This window comes from Capnocytophaga leadbetteri (assembly GCF_003054025.1).
Taxonomy (GTDB): domain Bacteria; phylum Bacteroidota; class Bacteroidia; order Flavobacteriales; family Flavobacteriaceae; genus Capnocytophaga; species Capnocytophaga leadbetteri.
Window position 1 is genome coordinate 1 of sequence record NZ_QBKG01000008.1, and the last position, 20,716, is coordinate 20,716.

Annotated in this window: 11 protein-coding genes, 4 tRNA genes and 1 other RNA gene; 3 read left to right on the forward strand and 13 right to left on the reverse strand. The window is 41.7% G+C overall.

Annotated elements, in window-relative coordinates:
- The first annotated feature begins 162 nt into the window (after positions 1-162).
- Entirely contained in the window at positions 163-5,799 is a 5,637-nt protein-coding gene (locus C8P65_RS07685; protein WP_107782307.1) for an Ig-like domain-containing protein, read from the forward strand.
- A gap of 64 nt (positions 5,800-5,863) precedes the next feature.
- Here C8P65_RS07685 and rnpB read toward each other — a convergent pair.
- From rnpB to C8P65_RS07700, 3 genes are all read right to left on the reverse strand, one after another.
- An RNA gene (rnpB, locus tag C8P65_RS07690) (RNase P RNA component class A) lies at positions 5,864-6,169 on the reverse strand.
- Positions 6,170-6,210: 41 nt separating this feature from the next.
- Positions 6,211-6,972 (reverse strand): endonuclease/exonuclease/phosphatase family protein, encoded by a 762-nt coding sequence (locus C8P65_RS07695; RefSeq protein WP_107782308.1) that lies wholly within the window; start codon positions 6,970-6,972, stop codon positions 6,211-6,213.
- A 146-nt stretch (positions 6,973-7,118) separates the two neighbouring features.
- Positions 7,119-7,961 carry a transketolase gene (locus C8P65_RS07700; RefSeq protein WP_107782309.1) on the reverse strand — a complete coding sequence of 281 codons (843 nt, stop codon included), beginning with the start codon at positions 7,959-7,961 and terminating at the stop codon, positions 7,119-7,121.
- A gap of 278 nt (positions 7,962-8,239) precedes the next feature.
- Between C8P65_RS07700 and C8P65_RS07705 the strand changes: the two genes are divergently transcribed.
- A complete protein-coding gene (locus tag C8P65_RS07705) occupies positions 8,240-10,087 on the forward strand; it encodes a DNA topoisomerase IV subunit B (RefSeq protein ID WP_107782310.1) in 1,848 nt (615 codons plus the stop codon).
- A gap of 55 nt (positions 10,088-10,142) precedes the next feature.
- On the opposite strand, the gene C8P65_RS07710 is transcribed toward C8P65_RS07705, so the two are convergent.
- From C8P65_RS07710 to C8P65_RS07740, 7 genes are all read right to left on the reverse strand, one after another.
- Positions 10,143-12,407: an aconitate hydratase gene (locus tag C8P65_RS07710; RefSeq protein ID WP_107782311.1), complete on the reverse strand. Its 2,265-nt coding sequence runs from the start codon at positions 12,405-12,407 to the stop codon at positions 10,143-10,145.
- A 44-nt stretch (positions 12,408-12,451) separates the two neighbouring features.
- Positions 12,452-14,665 carry an NADP-dependent isocitrate dehydrogenase gene (locus tag C8P65_RS07715; RefSeq protein WP_107782312.1) on the reverse strand — a complete coding sequence of 738 codons (2,214 nt, stop codon included), beginning with the start codon at positions 14,663-14,665 and terminating at the stop codon, positions 12,452-12,454.
- A gap of 18 nt (positions 14,666-14,683) precedes the next feature.
- Complete coding sequence (locus C8P65_RS07720; protein ID WP_107782313.1) at positions 14,684-15,967, reverse strand: citrate synthase; 1,284 nt, start codon at positions 15,965-15,967, stop codon at positions 14,684-14,686.
- 231 nt (positions 15,968-16,198) lie between these two features.
- Positions 16,199-16,282, reverse strand: a tRNA-Leu gene (locus C8P65_RS07725).
- A gap of 18 nt (positions 16,283-16,300) precedes the next feature.
- A tRNA-Lys gene (locus tag C8P65_RS07730) sits at positions 16,301-16,373 on the reverse strand.
- A gap of 31 nt (positions 16,374-16,404) precedes the next feature.
- A tRNA-Lys gene (locus C8P65_RS07735) sits at positions 16,405-16,477 on the reverse strand.
- 37 nt (positions 16,478-16,514) lie between these two features.
- Positions 16,515-16,587, reverse strand: a tRNA-Lys gene (locus C8P65_RS07740).
- Positions 16,588-16,724: 137 nt separating this feature from the next.
- On the opposite strand from C8P65_RS07740, the gene C8P65_RS07745 reads away from it, so the two are divergent.
- Positions 16,725-17,237 carry a shikimate kinase gene (locus tag C8P65_RS07745; RefSeq protein WP_107782314.1) on the forward strand — a complete coding sequence of 171 codons (513 nt, stop codon included), beginning with the start codon at positions 16,725-16,727 and terminating at the stop codon, positions 17,235-17,237.
- Here C8P65_RS07745 and C8P65_RS07750 read toward each other — a convergent pair.
- Genes C8P65_RS07750 through C8P65_RS07760 form a run of 3 tightly spaced genes read right to left on the reverse strand, consistent with a single transcriptional unit; the run spans position 17,224 to position 20,714 of the window.
- Entirely contained in the window at positions 17,224-17,973 is a 750-nt protein-coding gene (locus C8P65_RS07750) for a tetratricopeptide repeat protein (RefSeq protein ID WP_107782315.1), read from the reverse strand. The two genes, C8P65_RS07745 and C8P65_RS07750, sit on opposite strands and share 14 nt — an antisense overlap.
- An 8-nt stretch (positions 17,974-17,981) precedes the next feature.
- Positions 17,982-19,736, reverse strand: a complete 1,755-nt coding sequence (locus C8P65_RS07755) for a BatD family protein (RefSeq protein ID WP_107782316.1) — start codon at positions 19,734-19,736, stop codon at positions 17,982-17,984.
- Between the two features lie 42 nt (positions 19,737-19,778).
- On the reverse strand, positions 19,779-20,714 hold the full coding sequence (locus C8P65_RS07760) for a tetratricopeptide repeat protein (protein ID WP_107782317.1): 936 nt from the start codon (positions 20,712-20,714) through the stop codon (positions 19,779-19,781).
- Positions 20,715-20,716 lie beyond the last annotated feature (2 nt).

Sequence of the window (20,716 nt, forward strand, 5' to 3'; positions counted from 1 at the left end):
TACTTAAGCCTTTTTTCTCTATTTCTTCTATGACAGCTCTCTTAAAGCAATCACTGTACCGAACTATCTCTGCTCGCCCTTTTGTCATATTTTTTTCCTATTTTAGTGTAAACCTATTTTAGGATATGACATAGTGCTCGTGAAAGAAAGAAAATAACTACTTTGGATAATGGACAACCTTTCAAGGCAGACCAAGAGTATGAAGTAACCTTTACATCTGTAGATGGACAAACAGTAACTAAAAAAGAAACGTATAATACTTTTTACAACACGGTGCGACCAGGAGGAAGCTATACTCAAGAAACTAGATGTTTTGGAAGTAATGAGGTTCCTAAAGGAAGAATTGATATATACTTTAGGCAAAAGCAATGGGGGTCTATATTGTCTATGAATGGCTTTAAGGTTACTCTCCTTGAGGCTCCAGCAGGTTATGTAGAGGAACCAGGTAAGCTTAAACTAAACGAAACTGTTACCATAAAATATCAGAATCCATCTAAAGTGATTACTAATATTATGGCCACACATAACCAAGATGATTTAACACAAAACTTCTCATTACCTGAAGGTACTTACAAAATTAAAGTAGAGGATCTTTGTGGAAAGGTAACCTATGTGTATAGTGGAAGAGATGATTCTAAAGAGGAATTTAATCTCGTTTATCCATCTTACCAAGAAAAGCCATTAACACCTAAAACAGAAACCGACTGTGCTAAAGTAAGAGTTTATCCATTTAGAGGTAATCCTACTTTTGATTGGTTGAAAGCTGAAAATAAAAACAGAAGTGTGTATGTCTACCTTTATAAACGCCCTGATGGTATTGCTGAAGAAGATGTGACAGTAAGTAGTAATTTAGCTCAAGTAATAGCAGGTAAGAGATATATCAAAGCAGTTTATAATCCTAATGATGCAAGTTCTGCCAACCAGTATTTCTCCTTGCCGAGAAACCAAAATTCTGAAGGTAGCTATACTTTTGTATATGGAGGAAAAATAGATGTTACTAATAGCAATGAGCAAGATATATCCACCTATATATCAAGCAATGGCACCAATGGTTGTGTACGCACTTTCACTATCAGTATAGATGATGTGCTACTCAACTTCGATAGAAATGGCTATATAGGCTACAAATGTGAAGATAATACTGGTAAAATTGTCGTGAAAGCCATCAATGGTATTGGCGGTTCTGGCAACTACCAATACGATTTGTACAACGTGAAAAACGGCACTCTTATCGAAAGCAAAACCGCTGCTAAGGGTACTGCAGTTACCTTTACTAATTTGGGTACTTTCACTGGAGGACAAAATAGTCGTTGGGTGAAAATCACCGATTCAGAATGTCCAACAGATCCTGTTTGGAAAGAGTTGCCTATCACACCACTCAACAACCCACAATTGGCGTTGGCTACACCATTACAAACGGCTTATTGCAAAGGAGAGACAGTAACTATTACCTTGCATTCGTTGGGAGCAACCGCTTATCAGTGGAAATATCCTAACGGAACTACGGTAACTACTAGCGCTCCTCAGTTGGTAATACCATCTATTGATGCTCAGCATGCAGGCTCTTACCGAGTAGTAGCCCAAGGACTTGTTTGTGCTGCTAGCACAGTAACATTCAGTTATACAGTTAATATTTTAGAAGCACCAGCTACGGGCAAAACTTATACTTTATGTGCAGCTGCTACAATAACTGATCTCAAAGCAAAAATAGCAACTGATACAGCTACCGTAAGAGTTTATAAAAACGGTACTTTAGTAACAGATAATACTGAATCTCTCTCTACTACTGATACTTATAAGGTGAGCCGCTTTAATGCTGTTTGCGAAACTGATAAAGTAGTCGTAACGATTGTGTTTAGTAATACAGTAACGCTTACAGTTCCAACTGCTTTAACAGTAACTTGTACAGCTACCAATATCGATACAGTAGTAAGCAATTGGCTTAACCAAGCTACTGTTACCGATACTTGTGGTACGGCTACACTTACTCACGATTTTGCAGCTGTAAAACCAACGAACTGGTGCAACACATCAGTAGTAACAGTAACCTTTGTAGGAAAAGACCCTCAAGGAAATACAGTAACTAAAACAAGTGTCATCAAAGTAAATAGTACGCCAATAGTTGCTAAAGACGATACTTATACTGTTACTAACGGACTTACTGGCGGTACAACTCCAAGTGTATTGACTAACGATAGCTTGAATGGTAATAACAACCCAAGTACTAGTTCAGTAACGCTTACTTGGCTAACAGTACCATCAGGCTTACAAACCAATACTGACGGAACTGTAAGAGTACCAGCAGGTACAGCATCAGGTACTTATACAGTAACTTACCGTATTTGTGAGAAATTGAACTCAAGCAACTGCGATACAGCAACCCTTACTATTACTGTATTAACTCCTGTAACGCCAACAACTATCGAAGCTAATGATGATGTAGCAACTGTAAGCAGCACTACCGGAGGAACTACCTCAAGTGTACTTACTAACGATAAGTTGAACGGCGTACCGAACCCAAGCATTAGCTCAGTAACGCTTACTTGGAATACCGCTACTCCAACAGGCTTCACGTTGAATCCTAACGGCACGATAACAGTAGCTCCTAATACCCCAGCGGGTACTTATACTATCAGTTATAAAATTTGTGCAGTAGCAAGTTCAACGGTATGCGATACAGCAGATATAGTAGTAACAGTAACTGGTACCACTACCAGCACAACAACGCCAACAACTATCGAAGCTAATGACGATGTAGCGACAGTAAGCAGCACTACCGGAGGAACCACCTCAAGCGTACTTACCAACGATAAGTTGAACGGTGTACCGAACCCAAGCATCAGCTCAGTAACGCTTACTTGGAATACGGCTACTCCAACAGGCTTCACGTTGAATCCTAATGGCACGATAACGATAGCCCCTAATACCCCAGCGGGTACTTATACTATCAGCTATAAGATTTGTGCAGTAGCAAGTTCAACAGTATGCGATAACGCTAACATAGTAGTAACGGTAACTGGTACAACAACAAGTACAACAACGCCAACAACTATCGAAGCTAATGACGATGTAGCGACAGTAAGCAGCACTACCGGAGGAACCACCTCAAGCGTACTTACCAACGATAAGTTGAACGGTGTACCGAACCCAAGCATCAGCTCAGTAACGCTTACTTGGAATACGGCTACTCCAACAGGCTTCACGTTGAATCCTAATGGCACGATAACGATAGCCCCTAATACCCCAGCGGGTACTTATACTATCAGCTATAAGATTTGTGCAGTAGCAAGTTCAACAGTATGCGATAACGCTAACATAGTAGTAACGGTAACTGGTACAACAACAAGTACAACAACGCCAACAACTATCGAAGCTAATGACGATGTAGCAACCGTAAGCAGCACTACTGGAGGAACCACCTCAAGTGTACTTACTAACGATAAGTTGAACGGTGTACCAAGCCCAAGCATCAGCTCAGTAACGCTTACTTGGAATACGGCTACTCCAACAGGCTTCACGTTGAATCCTAATGGCACGATAACGGTAGCACCTAATACCCCAGCGGGTACTTATACTATCAGCTATAAGATTTGTGCAGTAGCAAGTTCAACAGTATGCGATAACGCTAACATAGTAGTAACGGTAACTGGTACAACAACAAGTACAACAACGCCAACAACTATCGAAGCTAATGACGATGTAGCAACCGTAAGCAGCACTACTGGAGGAACCACCTCAAGTGTATTGACTAACGATAGCTTGAATGGTAATAACAACCCAAGTACTAGTTCAGTAACGCTTACTTGGCTAACAGTACCATCAGGCTTACAAACCAATACTGACGGAACTGTAAGAGTACCAGCAGGTACAGCATCAGGTACTTATACAGTAACTTACCGTATTTGTGAGAAATTGAACTCAAGCAACTGCGATACAGCAACCCTTACTATTACTGTATTAACTCCTGTAACGCCAACAACTATCGAAGCTAATGATGATGTAGCAACTGTAAGCAGCACTACCGGAGGAACTACCTCAAGTGTACTTACAAACGATAAGTTGAACGGTGTGCCAACCCCAAGTGTTAGCTCAGTAACGCTTACTTGGACTACGGCTACTCCAACAGGCTTCACGTTGAATCCTAACGGCACGATAACAGTAGCGCCTAATACCCCAGCGGGTACTTATACTATCAGCTATAAGATTTGTGCAGTAGCAAGTTTAACGGTATGTGATAACGCTAACATAGTAGTAACGGTAACTGGTACAACTACCAGCACAACCACGCCAACTACTATCGAAGCTAATGACGATGTAGCGACAGTAAGCAGCACTACTGGAGGAACCACCTCAAGTGTACTTACTAACGATAAGTTGAACGGTGTACCAAACCCAAGCATTAGCTCAGTAACGCTTACTTGGAATACCGCTACCCCAACAGGCTTCACGTTGAATCCTAACGGCACGATAACGATAGCACCTAATACCCCAGCGGGTACTTATACTATCAGCTATAAGATTTGTGCAGTAGCAAGTTCAACGGTATGCGATACCGCTAACATAGTAGTGACAGTAATTGGTACCACTACCAGCACCACCACGCCAACTACTATCGAAGCTAATGACGATGTAGCAACAGTAAGCAGTACTACCGGAGGAACCACCTCAAGCGTACTTACTAACGATAAGTTGAACGGTGTACCGAACCCAAGCATCAGCTCAGTAACGCTTACTTGGAATACCGCTACCCCAACAGGCTTCACGTTGAATCCTAACGGCACGATAACGGTAGCACCTAATACCCCAGCGGGTACTTATACAATCAGCTATAAGATTTGTGCAGTAGCAAGTCCAACGGTATGCGATAACGCTAACATAGTAGTAACGGTAACTGGTACAACCACCAGCACCACAACGCCAACAACTATCGAAGCTAATGACGATGTAGCAACAGTAAGCAGTACTACCGGAGGAACCACCTCAAGTGTACTTACTAACGATAAGCTAAACGGCGTACCAAACCCAAGCATTAGCTCAGTAACGCTTACTTGGACTACGGCTACCCCAACAGGCTTCACGTTGAATCCTAACGGCACGATAACGGTAGCACCAAATACCCCAGCGGGTACTTATACTATCAGTTATAAGATTTGTGCAGTAGCAAGTTCAACGGTATGCGATACAGCAGATATAGTAGTGACAGTAACTGGTACAACTACCAGCACTGCTCCAGTATTGCCAGTAGCAGCCGATGATCGTACTACTACTCCTATAGATACACCAGTAGCGGTAAATGTACTTGCTAACGATACACCAAACGGAGCTACAGCACCTAATGTAGTAACCAATCCTACTAATGGTACAACAGTAGTAAATCCTGACGGCACTATCGAATACCGTCCACATACAGGTTTTGAGGGTATTGATACCTTTGTGTATGAGCTTTGCAATACCGATGGTTGTGCTTCAGCTACCGTAACTATCGAGGTAATAAGCAAGTTAATACCTTATAATGGTATGTCGGTAGATGGCGATGGTAAGAACGAACACTTCCATATCGCAGGCATAAATCGTTACCCAGACAATGTGGTACGTATTTATAACCGTTGGGGAGTAAAAGTGTTTGAAATAGAAGGTTATAACAACGTGACTCGCGTATTTAGAGGCTTCTCTAATGGTAGGGTAGTAGTAGAAACTTCAGATAAGTTACCACAAGGTACTTACTATTATGTCATCGAATACGTCGATGAGAATAGACAAAAACGAAGTGAAGTAGGTTGGTTATATCTCAAACGATAGTAAAAACCTAATAAAAGCAAAAAGGCTGTCATCATTACGATGACAGCCTTTTGTATTTTAAAGTAAAAAGAGCAAATCATAAGCCGGATTCTGTTCTTATCATTGCTGATAAGTGCTTATCATTTATCTCGACTAATAATTGCTCATTAGCTCTAACCGCCTACCCTCCAACAATTGGGCGAGCAACCCTCAAACGCTGGTTTACGCGGCGTTGCACCTCATAGAGTTTACCTGATTTCACTATGGCATTACCCATACATTCTTTCTGTTGCACTTGTCCTCGCCTCGCGGCGGACGGGCGTTACCCGCTATGATGCTCTGTGGTGTCCAGACTTTCCTCTACTTGCGTAGCGATAAGCTGATTTGCTCTTTTCACCGCAAAAATAATTAAAATATATTTACTGACAAATTTTATAACTCAAAACTGATAAAAACCCCATTGTGGTCAGACATATATTTCCCTTCTTCATTGAAATGATCCCAAGCACCCACCTTATATTGTTTCATTTCTTCTAGTAAAGAATTAGAAACACAAATATGGTCAATGTTGTTTCTTATCTTATTTTTAATTGGGTCAGGATGCAGAAAAGGGGAGAGGTCTCCTTCTGTTACACAAGTTAAATGTAGTTTATTGAGATAATCAGAGAGCAGTAGTCTTACTTTTTCAGTACCATAGCCTTTATGGTTATATCTACTTTGGTTAAAATCACCCATTACCCATAAGGGTATTTGTGTCTCTTCTGCAATGCGTTTCCAATCTTTAGCTTGTTGGTGCAAATCTTTTTCGTGGTATTCCCATTGTTTATATCCTAAATTTCCATATCTAACTCCTGATACACCCGCTTGATGATAAGGAATAATAGTGCCAAATACAGTAATGTCTCTAAAAGGAGCTTTTATTACAGCACAAGCTGTTCGATAGTTATCAAAAGTTTGTATTTGTCGAATGATTTCCCATTTAGAGAAGATAGACACCCAATGTTCTTCAGGAGTTCTTTCATAAGATAAAGAATGAACAGAAAAAGGATATAATTCAGTTAATGATATACTAGTAGCATTTTCAGTAAGTACTAAAATATCAGCATTCACTTCTTTTATTTTAGCTACAGCTAGAGCCGTTTTTTCAGTACTTTTTTTAGGGCGTTCTACATTCCAAGTAGCAATTTTGTACATAATTTTTGATGATAAAAAAACTTTGTCAAAGTCCTTAATGCCTATGTAGCTATGGTTTGACAAAGTTTAATGTTTTTCCTAATTTGCTAATTCTCTAATCTGCTAATTTGCTAATTGTCAAATCGTCAAATTGACAAATCGACAAATTAGTAATCTCCCAACGTATCAGCATTCTGTGCCAAGGCTTTCGCTAATTGTTCGTCATTAGGAGCCTTGCCGTGCCAAGCGTGAGTACCCATCATAAAATCTACACCATTACCCATTTCGGTATGTAGCAAGATACAAACAGGTTTGCCCTTGCCAGTCAGCGCTTTAGCTTCTGCCAAGCCTTTCAAGATAGCACTAATATCATTGCCCTTTTCAATGTCAATTACCAGCCAACCAAAGGCTTCCCATTTAGCGCGAAGGTCACCCAAAGGCAGTACCTTATCAGTAGGACCATCAATCTGTTTTTGGTTGTAATCAACCGTAGCGATGAGGTTATCCACCCCTTTGCCACCAGCGTACATTGCCGCCTCCCATATCTGTCCTTCCTGTAGCTCCCCATCGCCGTGTAGGGTATAAACCAAATGCTTATCGCCGTTTAGTTTCTTAGCCAAAGCCGCTCCTATAGCTACCGAAAGCCCTTGTCCTAAAGAGCCCGAAGCCACACGTACTCCCTCCAAACCTTCGTGCGGAGTAGGGTGCCCTTGCAAACGCGAATTAAGCAAGCGGAAAGTGTTGAGTTCTTTTATAGGGAAGAACCCTCTACGAGCCAGTACACTGTAGAACACAGGCGAAATATGTCCGTTAGATAAGAAGAAAAGGTCTTCGTCTTTCCCGTCCATACTAAAAGGAAGTTTAAAGTCCATCACCTCGTTGTATAGGCATACTAAGAACTCAGCGCAGCCCAAAGAGCCACCAGGGTGTCCCGAATTTACCTTGTGTACCATTCGCAATATATCTCTACGCACTTGGGTAGTAAGGTCAGTAAGTTGTTGGGTATTCATCGTTTTTTATCGTTTTATAATTTGATGCCACAAAGATACAACTTTCTTTGGTAAATGCAAAACTTAGAAAAAAATTCTCCAGCCATCTTCCCTATACAATCGCTATAGGAAGAGTATAGGAAGAGCGAACGATGAGCGAACGATGAGCGAAGGATTAGCGATAAATGAGCGAAAAATAATTGTCTAATAAACGCCTTATTGGGCAAAAAATCTCATTAGCAAATTGGCAAATTGGCAAATTAGTTCGTATCTTTGCCCCCGAACATATAAAAATCATTATGGAAGAAATAAGATATGACGAAGACAGTATCCAAACGCTCGACCCCTTAGAACATGTGCGTTTGCGCCCCGGTATGTATATCGGAAAGCTCGGCGATGGCTCTTCTGCCGATGACGGTATCTACGTACTCCTCAAAGAGGTACTCGATAACAGTATAGACGAGTTTATTATGGGTGCCGGCAAGACTATCGATGTGAAAATCAGCGATAATAAGGTAGAAGTACGCGACTATGGGCGCGGTATTCCTTTGGGCAAGGTAGTCGATGTAGTTTCTAAAATGAATACTGGGGGCAAGTACGATTCGCGCGCTTTCAAAAAGTCTATCGGACTTAATGGGGTGGGTACTAAGGCAGTAAATGCCCTTTCGTCTTATTTTAAAGTGGAATCAGTACGCGACAACCAAACTAAGTCAGCTTCTTTTGAAAGGGGAATTATAAAAGAAGAGTCTCCGATAGAAGAAAGTCAGAAAAGACGAGGCACGAGTGTTGCTTTTATTCCTGATGATACTATTTTCAAAAACTTCAAGTTCCGCAACGAATACGTAGTGCGTATGCTCAAAAACTACGTATACCTCAACCCTGGGCTTACGATTAATTATAACGGCGAAAAATACTATTCAGAAAACGGACTTAAAGACCTCCTCACTGAGAACAATAACGAAGAGGATTTCCTTTATCCAATCATTCACCTCAAAGGCGAGGATATTGAGGTAGCTATTTCGCACAGCAAAACCCAGTACAGCGAGGAGTATTATTCTTTTGTAAACGGACAAAACACTACACAAGGGGGTACGCACCTCAATGCTTTCAAGGAGGCGTACGTAAAGACCATCCGCGATTTTTATAAGAAGAACTTCGACCCCTCTGATGTGCGCAAGTCTATCATTGCCGGGCTTTCTATCAAAGTGATGGAGCCTGTATTTGAAAGCCAGACCAAAACGAAGCTTGGTTCTACCGAAATGGGCGAAGGGATGCCCTCAGTGCGCACCTATATCAATGATTTTGTAACCCGTCATTTAGACGATTATCTACATAAGAACAATGAAGTAGCCGATGCTATTTTGCGCAAAATTATGGAAGCGCAACGCGAACGTGAAGACCTTGCTGGTATCAGAAAATTGGCTAAAGAAAGAGCTAAAAAAGCAAACTTACACAATAAAAAACTAAACGATTGCCGCATACACCTTACCGATACAAAAAACAAACGCAATTTAGAGAGTACGCTCTTTATTACAGAGGGAAATTCAGCATCGGGTTCTATCACTAAGTCCCGCGATGTCAATACCCAAGCGGTCTTTTCGTTGCGAGGTAAGCCGCTCAATACCTATGGAATGACAAAGAAGATAGTCTATGAAAACGAGGAGTTTAACCTCTTGCAAGCTGCTTTAAATATCGAAGACTCTATGGATGACCTCCGTTACAACAACATTGTCATTGCCACCGATGCCGATGTCGACGGAATGCACATCCGCTTACTACTTACCACTTTCTTTTTGCAGTTCTTCCCCGAGATTATCAAGGAAGGACATTTGTATATACTGCAAACGCCTCTTTTCCGTGTGCGCAATAAGAATGAGAAAATATATTGTTATAGTGAAGAAGAAAAGCAAGCTGCTATAGCGAAGCTCAAAGGGAAGCCTGAAATTACCCGTTTCAAGGGGTTGGGTGAAATTTCTCCAGATGAGTTTAAAGATTTTATTGGCGAAGATATCCGTTTAGATCCTGTAATGCTTGATAAAACCATTCATATCGAACAGCTTTTAGATTTTTATATGGGTAAAAACACCCCTGACCGACAAGATTTTATCATCAATAACTTGAAAGTAGAGATTGATAATTTTGAATAAAAAAAGAGCCTTGCAAAACCATTTGCAAGGCTCTTTTTTGTTGATATGCTATGAATTATTTACTTTTTGCTGCAATTAAGTTTAGGGCACTACCAGCTCTAAACCACGCTATTTGCGAGTCGTTATAGGTATGGAGGCATTTTATTATATCTTTGCTACCATCACTATGTACGAATTCTAAGTGCAAAGGCTTATTAGGTGCAAAATCAGTAAGGTCTAAAAAGTTGATTACATCGTCTTCTTGTATTTTGTCATAATCAGCCTCATTAGCAAAGGTGAGGGCTAGCATACCTTGTTTCTTCAGGTTAGTTTCATGAATCCTCGCAAACGACTTTACTAATACTGCTTTTACTCCTAAGTGGCGTGGTTCCATAGCGGCGTGTTCTCTAGAGGAGCCCTCGCCGTAGTTTTGGTCACCTACTACTATGCTGGGGATACCTGCTGCCTTGTATGCTCGTTGCACTTTAGGTACTTCGTCATACTCGCCCGTCAATTGGTTTTTCACATAGTTTGTCTTACCGTTAAAGGCATTTACAGCTCCTATAAGCATATTGTTAGAGATATTGTCTAAATGACCTCTAAATTTCAGCCAAGGTCCTGCCATCGATATGTGGTCAGTAGTACATTTGCCTTGCGCCTTAATAAGTAGCTTTGCTCCTGTGATGTTCTTGCCGTCCCAAGCAGGGAAAGGCGATAGCAATTGCAAGCGCGAAGAAGTAGGCGATACTATCACCTGCACTTGGCTACCATCGGCTGCTGGAGCCTGATAACCAGGGTCGTCTACCGAAAAACCTTTAGCGGGTAGTTCTTCTCCTTCTGGTGGGGCAAACCTAACAGCTTCTCCTTTGTTGTTCAGTAGGCTGTCTGTTATAGGGTTGAAGTCTAACCTACCAGCTATAGCAAGAGCAGCTACCATTTCAGGAGAGGCTACAAAGGCGTGAGTATTAGGGTTGCCGTCAGCACGTTTAGAGAAGTTGCGGTTAAAAGAGTGTACTATAGTGTTCTTCTCTTGTTTTTCTGCTCCTTCACGACTCCACTGTCCTATACAAGGGCCACAAGCATTAGTAAATACTTTGGTGCCCAACTGCTCAAAGGCTTCTATGATGCCATCGCGCTGCACTGTATAACGTATTTGCTCAGAACCAGGGTTGATACCAAAAGAGGCTTGAGGTGTAATACCTAAGGCTGCAGCTTGCTTAACTACCGATACAGCACGGGTCAAATCTTCGTATGATGAGTTGGTACAAGAGCCTATCAATCCCCATTCTACTTTTAGAGGCCAACCATTTTCTTTAGCCACTTCTTTCATTTTAGATACAGGGGTACCTCTATCAGGGGTGAAAGGCCCATTGATATAAGGTTCGAGTGTGTTTAGGTCGATTTCTATCAGTTGGTCGAAGTACTTTTCAGGGTTAGCATATACTTCAGGGTCGGCAGTTAGGTAAGAGGCAATCTTGTCAGCTGCTTCTACTACTTCTGTTCTACCAGTGGCACGCAGGTAGCGACGCATAGCGTCATCATAGCCAAAAGTAGAAGTTGTAGCTCCTATTTCAGCCCCCATATTGCAAATAGTACCTTTACCAGTGCACGACAACGATTGAGCACCCTCACCAAAGTATTCTACTATAGCTCCAGTGCCTCCTTTTACGGTTAGCAGGTCAGCTACTTTCAGAATAACATCTTTAGGGGCTGTCCAGCCGCTGAGTTTTCCGGTGAGTTTCACTCCTATTAGTTTAGGGAATTTAAGTTCCCACGCCATTCCTGCCATTACATCTACAGCATCAGCACCTCCTACGCCTATTGCTAGCATACCTAAGCCACCTGCATTTACAGTGTGCGAGTCGGTACCTATCATCATACCCCCTGGGAAAGCGTAGTTCTCTAATACTATCTGGTGAATAATACCTGCTCCAGGTTTCCAAAACCCGATGCCGTACTTATTCGATACAGACGAAAGGAAGTCAAATACTTCTTTAGATTGTTCAGTAGCTACTTTTAGGTCAGTAGCGGCACCTACTTTTGCTTGAATAAGGTGGTCGCAGTGTACTGTAGTGGGTACGGCTACCTTTGCACTACCCGCGTGCATAAATTGCAGTAGTGCCATTTGGGCAGTAGCGTCCTGACAGGCTATGCGGTCTGGGGCAAAATCTACATAATCTTTGCCGCGTTCAAAGGCTTTCTGAGGGGTAGCCTCCCATAGGTGTGCATATAGTATTTTTTCAGCTAATGTTAGTGGTCTTCCTACTATTTCTCTTGCTTTATCTACTCTTTCGGGTATATGGGCATATACCTTTTTGATCATTTCAATGTCAAATGCCATAATAGTTAGTTTTAAGTTGTTATTAGTGTTTTTTATAGTTGTTTTTATAGTCCTAAAATACTCCTAAAAGTACTGCTAGGAAGCATCACTGCCGAAGTGCGCTTTGTACTAGGGTGATAATAGCCGTGTAAGTCTATTTTTTGCCCTTGTACTGCTGTCAGTTCAGCTATGATAGCCTTTTCATTTGTAGCAAGGGCTTTAGCTATGGGGGCAAACTCTTCTGCTAATGCTTTGTCCTGTTTTTGAGCTGCTAAGGCTTCAGCCCAATAGAGAGCTAAGTAAAAATGACTTCCTCTATTGTCTAAAGTACCTACTGCCGACTCTGGCGAGCGGTTGTTCTCCAACACTTTACCAGTTGCCTCATCAAGGGTTTGAGCTAACACCAACGCTTTTGTATTCTGATAGGTAGTAGCAAAATGCTCTAATGAGGCTCCTAAAGCTAAAAACTCGCCTAACGAATCCCAGCGCAGGTGATTTTCAGCAAACAGTTGTTCTGCCAATTTAGGAGCAGAACCTCCAGCACCTGTTTCAAACAATCCCCCTCCGTTCATTAGCGGTACTATCGAAAGTACTTTAGCACTCGTGCCTAATTCTAAGATAGGAAACAAATCGGTAAGGTAATCGCGCAAAACATTGCCTGTTACTGATATAGTATCCTCGCCTTTTTTCGTGCGCTCTAAGGTAAAGAGTATCGCAGCTTCAGGAGCGAGTATTTGTATATCTAACCCCTCCGTATCACACTTACTAAGATATAGCTTCACTTTCTTAATAAGCTCAGCATCGTGAGCTCGTTTTGCATCAAGCCAGAAGATAGCAGGGGTATTAGTAGCTTTAGCGCGTTTCACAGCGAGCTTTACCCAATCTTCTACGGGAGCATCTTTTACCATACACATACGCCAGATATCGCCTGCCGCTACGTGTTGCGATAAATATACAGTGCCACTCTCACCAATTACTTGCATTTCTCCCTCTTCAGGTACTTCAAAAGTCTTGTCGTGCGAGCCGTATTCCTCAGCTTTCTGTGCCATTAGTCCTACGTTGGCTACAGAGCCCATTGTGCGTGGGTCAAAAGCACCGTGCGCCTTACAAAAGTCTATCACTACTTGGTAAATGCCAGCGTAACTGCTGTCAGGCAATACAGCTAAGGTATCTTGTGTTTTGCCTTCAGCGTTCCACATTTTGCCCGAATTGCGTATCATAGCAGGCATTGAGGCATCTACTATCACATCGTTAGGGTAGTGTAGGTTGCTGATGCCTTTTTCTGAATTTACCATTGCAATAGCGGGAGCGTTAGCCCATACTTCATCAAGGTCGTGCTGTATAGCTTTCTGAGTATCAGCAGGCAAGGTGCTTACTTTGGTTAGTAAGTCTGAAAGTCCATTGCGTACATTTACCCCTATAGCTTTAAAGGTGTCGGCATACTTACTTAGTACGGGGGCAAAGAGCGTTTCGACAGCATAACCAAAAAGGATAGGGTCTGACACTTTCATCATCGTAGCTTTCAAGTGTAATGATAGCAAAAGACCTTCTTTTTTGGCACGAGCAAATTGTTCTTTATAGAAAGAAAGTAACGCTTTTTTGCTCATTAGGGTAGCATCGATAATCTCTTTGGCTTGTACCGCTATATCAGTTTTCATACTGATTACCTTCCCTTGGGAGGTGTGTAGTTCAATACGTACTTTATCAGCTTTATCAAAGGTTACGGACTGCTCGTTATGGTAAAAATCGCCTTCCTGCATAGTGGCAACAGCCGTTTTCGAGTGGCTTTCCCACGCTCCCATACTGTGTGGGTGTGTTTTGGCGTATTGCTTTACTGCCTTAGGGGCTCGCCTGTCAGAGTTACCCTCTCTTAGCACAGGATTTACAGCGCTACCTTTCACTTTGTCATATCGTTCTTTGACGCTTTTCTCTACCTCCGAAGTTGGTGCTTCAGGATAATCAGGCAGCGCATAGCCCTGTGATTGCAGCTCGGCTATAGCTGCTTTTAGCTGAGGTACAGAGGCACTAATATTGGGCAGCTTGATAATATTAGCTTCAGGCTTTTTAGCCAATTCGCCCAACTGTTGTAGCGCATCTTCCACTCTCTGTTCTTCCTTTAAAAAATCAGGGAAAGCTGCCAAAATACGCCCTGCCAGCGAGATGTCTTTTAGTTCAAAATGTACACCTGACGATTGACAGAAACGCTGAATAATAGGCAATAGCGAATGAGTAGCTAAAAAAGGAGCTTCGTCTGTTTTCGTATAGATGATTTGCTTCATAATTTTAGGGTCTTTGGGTTATCGTTTGTCTAAAGCTACAAAAGCTCTTTCTTTAGCACCAGTGTATATTTGGCGAGGTCTGCCTATAGGTTCGCCTCCTTGCCTCATTTCTTTCCATTGTGCAATCCAACCAGGCAGTCTTCCGATAGCAAAGAGTACCGTAAACATCTCTAAGTGCATACCCAATGCTTTGTAGATAATACCAGAGTAGAAATCTACATTAGGGTAGAGGTTACGACTTTTGAAGTATTCATCTTCTAAGGCCACTTTTTCCAAATGTTTAGCAATGTCAAAAATAGGGTCGTCTATACCTAAAGCGTGCAGTACATCGTCGGCTGCTTTCTTGATGATTTTAGCACGTGGGTCGAAGTTCTTATACACGCGATGTCCAAAGCCCATTAATCTGAATGGGTCGTTTTTGTCTTTAGCTTTGTTGATAAACTTATCTACATCGCCTCCATCAGCTTTAATTTCTTCAAGCATCTCTATCACCGCTTGGTTAGCCCCTCCGTGCAGGCGCCCCCATAGGGCAGAAACCCCCGATGAAATACTTGCAAAAAGCCCTGCTTCTGACGAACCTACTAAGCGCACGGTAGAAGTCGAGCAGTTTTGTTCGTGGTCGCCGTGTAGTATAAGCAACTTGTTTAGCGCGCTCACTATAGTAGGATTGATAGAGTACTCCTCAGAAGGGATTTCGAAGAACAAACGCAAGATATTTTCTATATACCCCTTAGAATTTTTGTAATAATTCAAAGGTAATCCTTCACGTTTGCGGTACACCCACGTAGCGATAATGGTAAATTTAGCGATAGCCTTGCAGACAGCTTGATACACATCTTTGTTGCATTTCACATTCACAGGCACAGGATTGAAAGCGGTAAGCGCACTGGTAGCCGAAGAGAGTACCCCCATAGGGTGTGCCGATCTAGGAAAGCCATCAATAATGTGGCGCATATCCTCGTGCACTATAGTGTACTTGTGAATGGTTTTTTTGAAGTGGTCGTACTCTTCAGCAGTAGGGAGTTCGCCAAAGATAAGCAGATAGGCTACCTCTAAAAACTCGGCATTAGCTGCCAAATCTTCAATATTATAGCCGCGATAGCGCAATATACCGCGCTCGCCATCTAAGAAAGTGATGGCACTCTTGCAAGATCCAGTATTTTTATACCCCGAATCTAAAGTAATAAGCCCCGTGAGGGCACGTAGCTTCTCAATGTTGATAGCTTTTTCATTTTCAGTTCCTACTTCAATAGGAAATTCAAATTCTTTTCCTTCAAAGATTAATTTGGCTGTGTTTTCCATAGTCTATTAGTTTTAAATTCTTTCGCAAAGTTATAAAAAGAAAATTAAATGTACAAGAAAACTTGTTTTTTTTAACAAAAAAGCTCATAAATGTTAAAAATAAAAAAGAGAGTGTAAAATAAGAAGTATGGAAAATAAAAGTCGAAAGATTAAAAGAAAAAGACCTTAAAAAAGTTTTAACTTTCTCAAAGTCTTTATTTTATAAATAAGCCATATTATGGAGTAGCAATGTGCCTACGACTGGATTCGAACCAGCACGCCCTAACGAGCACCACCCCCTCAAGATGGCAAGTCTACCAATTTCTCCACGTAGGCTACTAACATTAAAAAATGTGACCTGGCTGGGGCTCGAACCCAGGACCCCAACATTAAAAGTGTTGTGCTCTACCAACTGAGCTACCAAGTCATCAAATAAATAAACAAACTGTATAACTATGTGACCTGGCTGGGGCTCGAACCCAGGACCCCAACATTAAAAGTGTTGTGCTCTACCAACTGAGCTACCAAGTCATCAATAAAATGAAAAACAAACTTTTAAAATCCTTAGTGACCCGGCTGGGGATCGAACCCAGGACCCCAACATTAAGAGTGTCGTGCTCTACCAGCTGAGCTACCGAGTCGGTTTTACTCAAAAGTATTTCCTTGTTTGCGGGTGCAAAGATACAACATTTTTTTTATGTACCAAGAAAAAAAGTATTATTTTTGCACTTTATTTTAAATAATTTTTTCAAACCCTTACTATACAACAGTTTATAAAATGAAAATAATTCTTATTGGCTATATGGGAAGCGGTAAATCTACCCTCGGAAGAGCCCTCGCCACTGCTAAAAACATTTCTTTTATCGACCTCGATGCTTATATCGCTAAGCGTGAAAAATGTTCCGTACCCGATATTTTTAAAAATAAAGGAGAGATTTATTTCCGCAAGAAAGAAGCGCTTTACTTGCAAGAAGTCCTCCAAAAAGAAGAGGATATGGTACTTTCTTTGGGCGGAGGTACGCCTTGCTTTGGCAATAATATGCCCCTTATCAAAGCCTCTGGAGCAACGAGTATTTATCTAAAATACCAACCTCAATCCCTTACCCAGCGTCTTTTGCAGGAGAAAGACCACCGACCTCTGCTCGCCCAAATCAAGGAGATTGATTTAGAAGAGTTCATACGCAAGCACCTCTTCGAACGCAATCCGTACTACGCTCAGGCTACCCATATTATTGCTATGGACGGTCTTACCGCTGACCAAAGTCTTCAAAAGCTACTTACAGTTTTCTAAGACTGCCTACTTTTGTCCAGCCTGTTTTGCCATTAACCAACCGTATCTTTACCCAGTCTTTAGCATCTTCTATAATCTCTACTTTTGTACCTTCGTGCAGCTGCATTACCTCGCTGCTGTAGGCATTAGCATCTGAAAATACGCGTACAGTTTTGTCAAAAAGAATAGCGTATTGTGTTTGGCTAACTTGCTTATGGCAGAAGTGCGCTAAGGTGTAACTACCTATCGCAAAAAACAAAAATACTAACATCAGACTGAAAAAAGTGCGCTTTAGTGCAGTGCGCTCTACGAAATAGTAGAGCAAAAAACTCAACACAAAAGCAAAAACTCCTATAATCGAAAGTACCGCCCACGTATGAGCGCTAAAAAGCCCTACGATACCATCGCTTAGTTGGCGCACCCACGTTTTGGGTAGAGGGGTGATGGCATCTACTTTCATTTGGTTAGCAAATATCAGATTGTTTTTCGCATCGGCATTTTCAGGGTCAAGCTGCAGTGCCTTTTCGTAATAATAGATACTTTCAGGCACATTGTTCAGCTTGTAATAAGTGTTGCCTAAGTTGTAGTACAAAGCCGATGACTCTTTGCCTGACTTCAATATCGATGAGTACACCGCAGCCGCTTGGGTGTAGTCTCCCTTTTGGTAGAGCGTAGTAGCTTTGTCAAAATTATCTTGGTCTTGCCCCCTGCCTATAGTGGCTATAGCAAGGCATATTAGAGTTATAAGGTACTTCATCGCTAAGCTTATTTTTTTACTTGTTTGTCTAATTCTGTTATCACTTGCACGGCATTGCCAAAATCACTTTCTACTGAAGCATCGGTGTGGTGCTGCGAGTAGCGCGCCATTTCGCAGTTAGCTAATAGCTGAATAAAGCGTTCTACGGTCTCTGGTGCCGCGTGGCGTGCCAATAGCAATTCGTTTATTTTCTCCTTGCTCATTTCAGTAGTTTCTATCTTCAGTTTAGCTTTCAGATAGTTGTGTAGCGCACGTTCTAAAGCCTCATAGAAGTGGTCTTTGTCAGCGAGTTTGCGTTTAGCTTCACTTAGGTATTTCTTAGCCAAGCGATTGGCAGTACGCACTTTTGCTCCTTCTATATCTCCTGCGCGACGCTGTCTAATGCGCCAAGCTATTAGGGCGATAGGTATCAGCAATAGTGGCAAGAGTAGGTATAGATAGTAGCGCACCGAACCAAAGAAGGCAGGCTGATGCATCGCTACAAGGCCTGTGTTAGGCTGTTGTGCGCGGAAGTGACTGCTCGGCAGGTTGTTATCGTTAGCCACATCAGTAGGAGTGTCTTCATTAGCAGCTCCTTCGGTTACATCTATCCACAGCTCGTCTGTTTTTATAGTTTCGTATTTATGAGTGTTGGGGTTGAAGTAAGAGAAAGCCACACCGCTGATAGGGTATTTGCCTTTGTACTGAGGTACAATGGTGTAAGTTTGCTCTATACGCCCTTTCATACCAGCAAGGGTAGTGCTGATGTCGTCATTTTGCTCAGGAGCATATACTTCTAATGAGGAAGGGAAAGTGGGCTTAGGTAGGTCGAACAGTTTTAGGTTACCACTGCCCGATACTTCTACTTTTACCTGCATACTTTCGTTGCCTTTTAGGTTTTGCTTGTTAGGGGTTACGGCAAAAGAGAAGTCGCCTACCGCTCCGCTAAAGTTATCAGGTTTGCCTTCCTCAGGTAGGTCTTTTACGTTGATAGTCTTATTGCCTGAGGTTACCCTGCGCGATACTTGTTCATACATCATTCTGCCAAAGAAATCACGCTGATTAGTAGGCACACTCAGTACTGCGTCCATAGTGAGGGGTTCGAGGGTGATAGTACCTGTTTTTTGTGGGTAGAGTACTACTTTTTTCACTACTATGCAGCGATAGTTGCGTCCCTGATAGCTGCAGTCGCCTATCTCATACTCCTGCATTTTTATCTCTTGACTCCAGAAGTTAGGAAACTTAGGTACTGTCAGCCATTGTAGGTCGTTTAGGGCTACATTGCTGCCTACGTATAGGCGATAGGTTACGCTTACTGCCTCATTCAGATAAGGATTGGGCTTAGAAACTTCAGCCAGTAAAAACAGACTTTCTTTGGCTACATCATTGCTCGTCTTATCTATAGACGGAGCAGCGACAGCTTCTGTTACGGTGATAGCGATAGGGGCTGTCTTGTAGGTTCTCCCATCAATATCTATCGAGGCTTGCCCTATGGTGAATTTACCTTTGGCTTTAGGTTGTAGTATATAGATGTAAGTCTTTGAAAAAGAACGCACGCCATTAATCCACGATTCAGAAACGGACTGCGAAGGCCCCATTACCACCGCAAAATCCTGAAAAGAGGGCGGAGTAAAGTTATCGCCGTTTTTGTTCATCGTAAACTCTATGCGCACCCGCTCATTAGCACCTAAGGTGTTCTTGCTCACATTGGCTTTAAACTCTATATTTTGGGCATAGAGGCTTTGTACTAAAAAGGTTATAAAGAGTATTAATCTATATTTCATTGCTTAAATTATTTATGTTAAAAGACAAAATGCTATTTGCTCTTACCAATCTTTTTCAGATTTGGCGCGCTGTCCTCTTACTTTTTGTCCGTTTACTTTATCTTGAGTTTTGCGCTCCTCATTGTTCATAGCTTCAAGGATACGCTCCATCTGTTCAGGCGATAAAGACGAAGGTCGTGGCTGTCCGCCTTGCTCTTTAGACCCCTGTTGGTCGTCTTTATTGTCCTTATTCTGGTCTTTGTTGTCCTTATCTTTGCCGTTTTTGTTGTCTTTATCCTTATCTTTATTGTCCTTATTGTCTTTGTCTTTATTATCCTTATTCTTGTCTTTATTATCCTTATTCTTGTCTTTATTGTCTTTGTTGTCCTTATTATCCTTGTTTTTATCTTTATCGTCTTTCTTATCCTGATTTTTATCTTTGTTGTCCTTGTTATATTGATTTTTATCCTTGTTGTCTTTATTGTCTTTATTATCCTTGTTATCTTTGTTGTCCTTATTGTTGTTTTTAGGCGGATTTTTCTTAAGCATTTCATTAGCTACTGCCAAGTTATAGCGCGTTTCCTCGTCAGTAGGGTTGTATCTGAGGGCTTCTCTATACGCCAATACAGCCTTGTCATAGGTCTTTTCTTTCATAAAAGCATTTCCTAAGTTATGAAAGATTTGGTGTCTTTCAGCTTCCGACATCTGTTTAGCATTCGCCGCTTTCATCAGCTGAGCAAAGGCTTCTCCGTAGTTTTTTTGCTTGTACAACAATGTGCCCAAGTTGTATTGGGCAGTCAGGTTCGTATTATCTTCAGCTATAGCATTCCGATAATCTACCTCAGCTTGGGTAGGTTTATCACCTTTCAATGATTCATTACCCTGATAGGTCAGCTTTTTAGAGTTCATAGCCGCTTTTAGCGCCTCTTTTTCCTCTTTGCTTTGTGTAAAACTGCCTATACTCATAAAGGTTAAGACTATAAAAAGAATATTTTTCATAC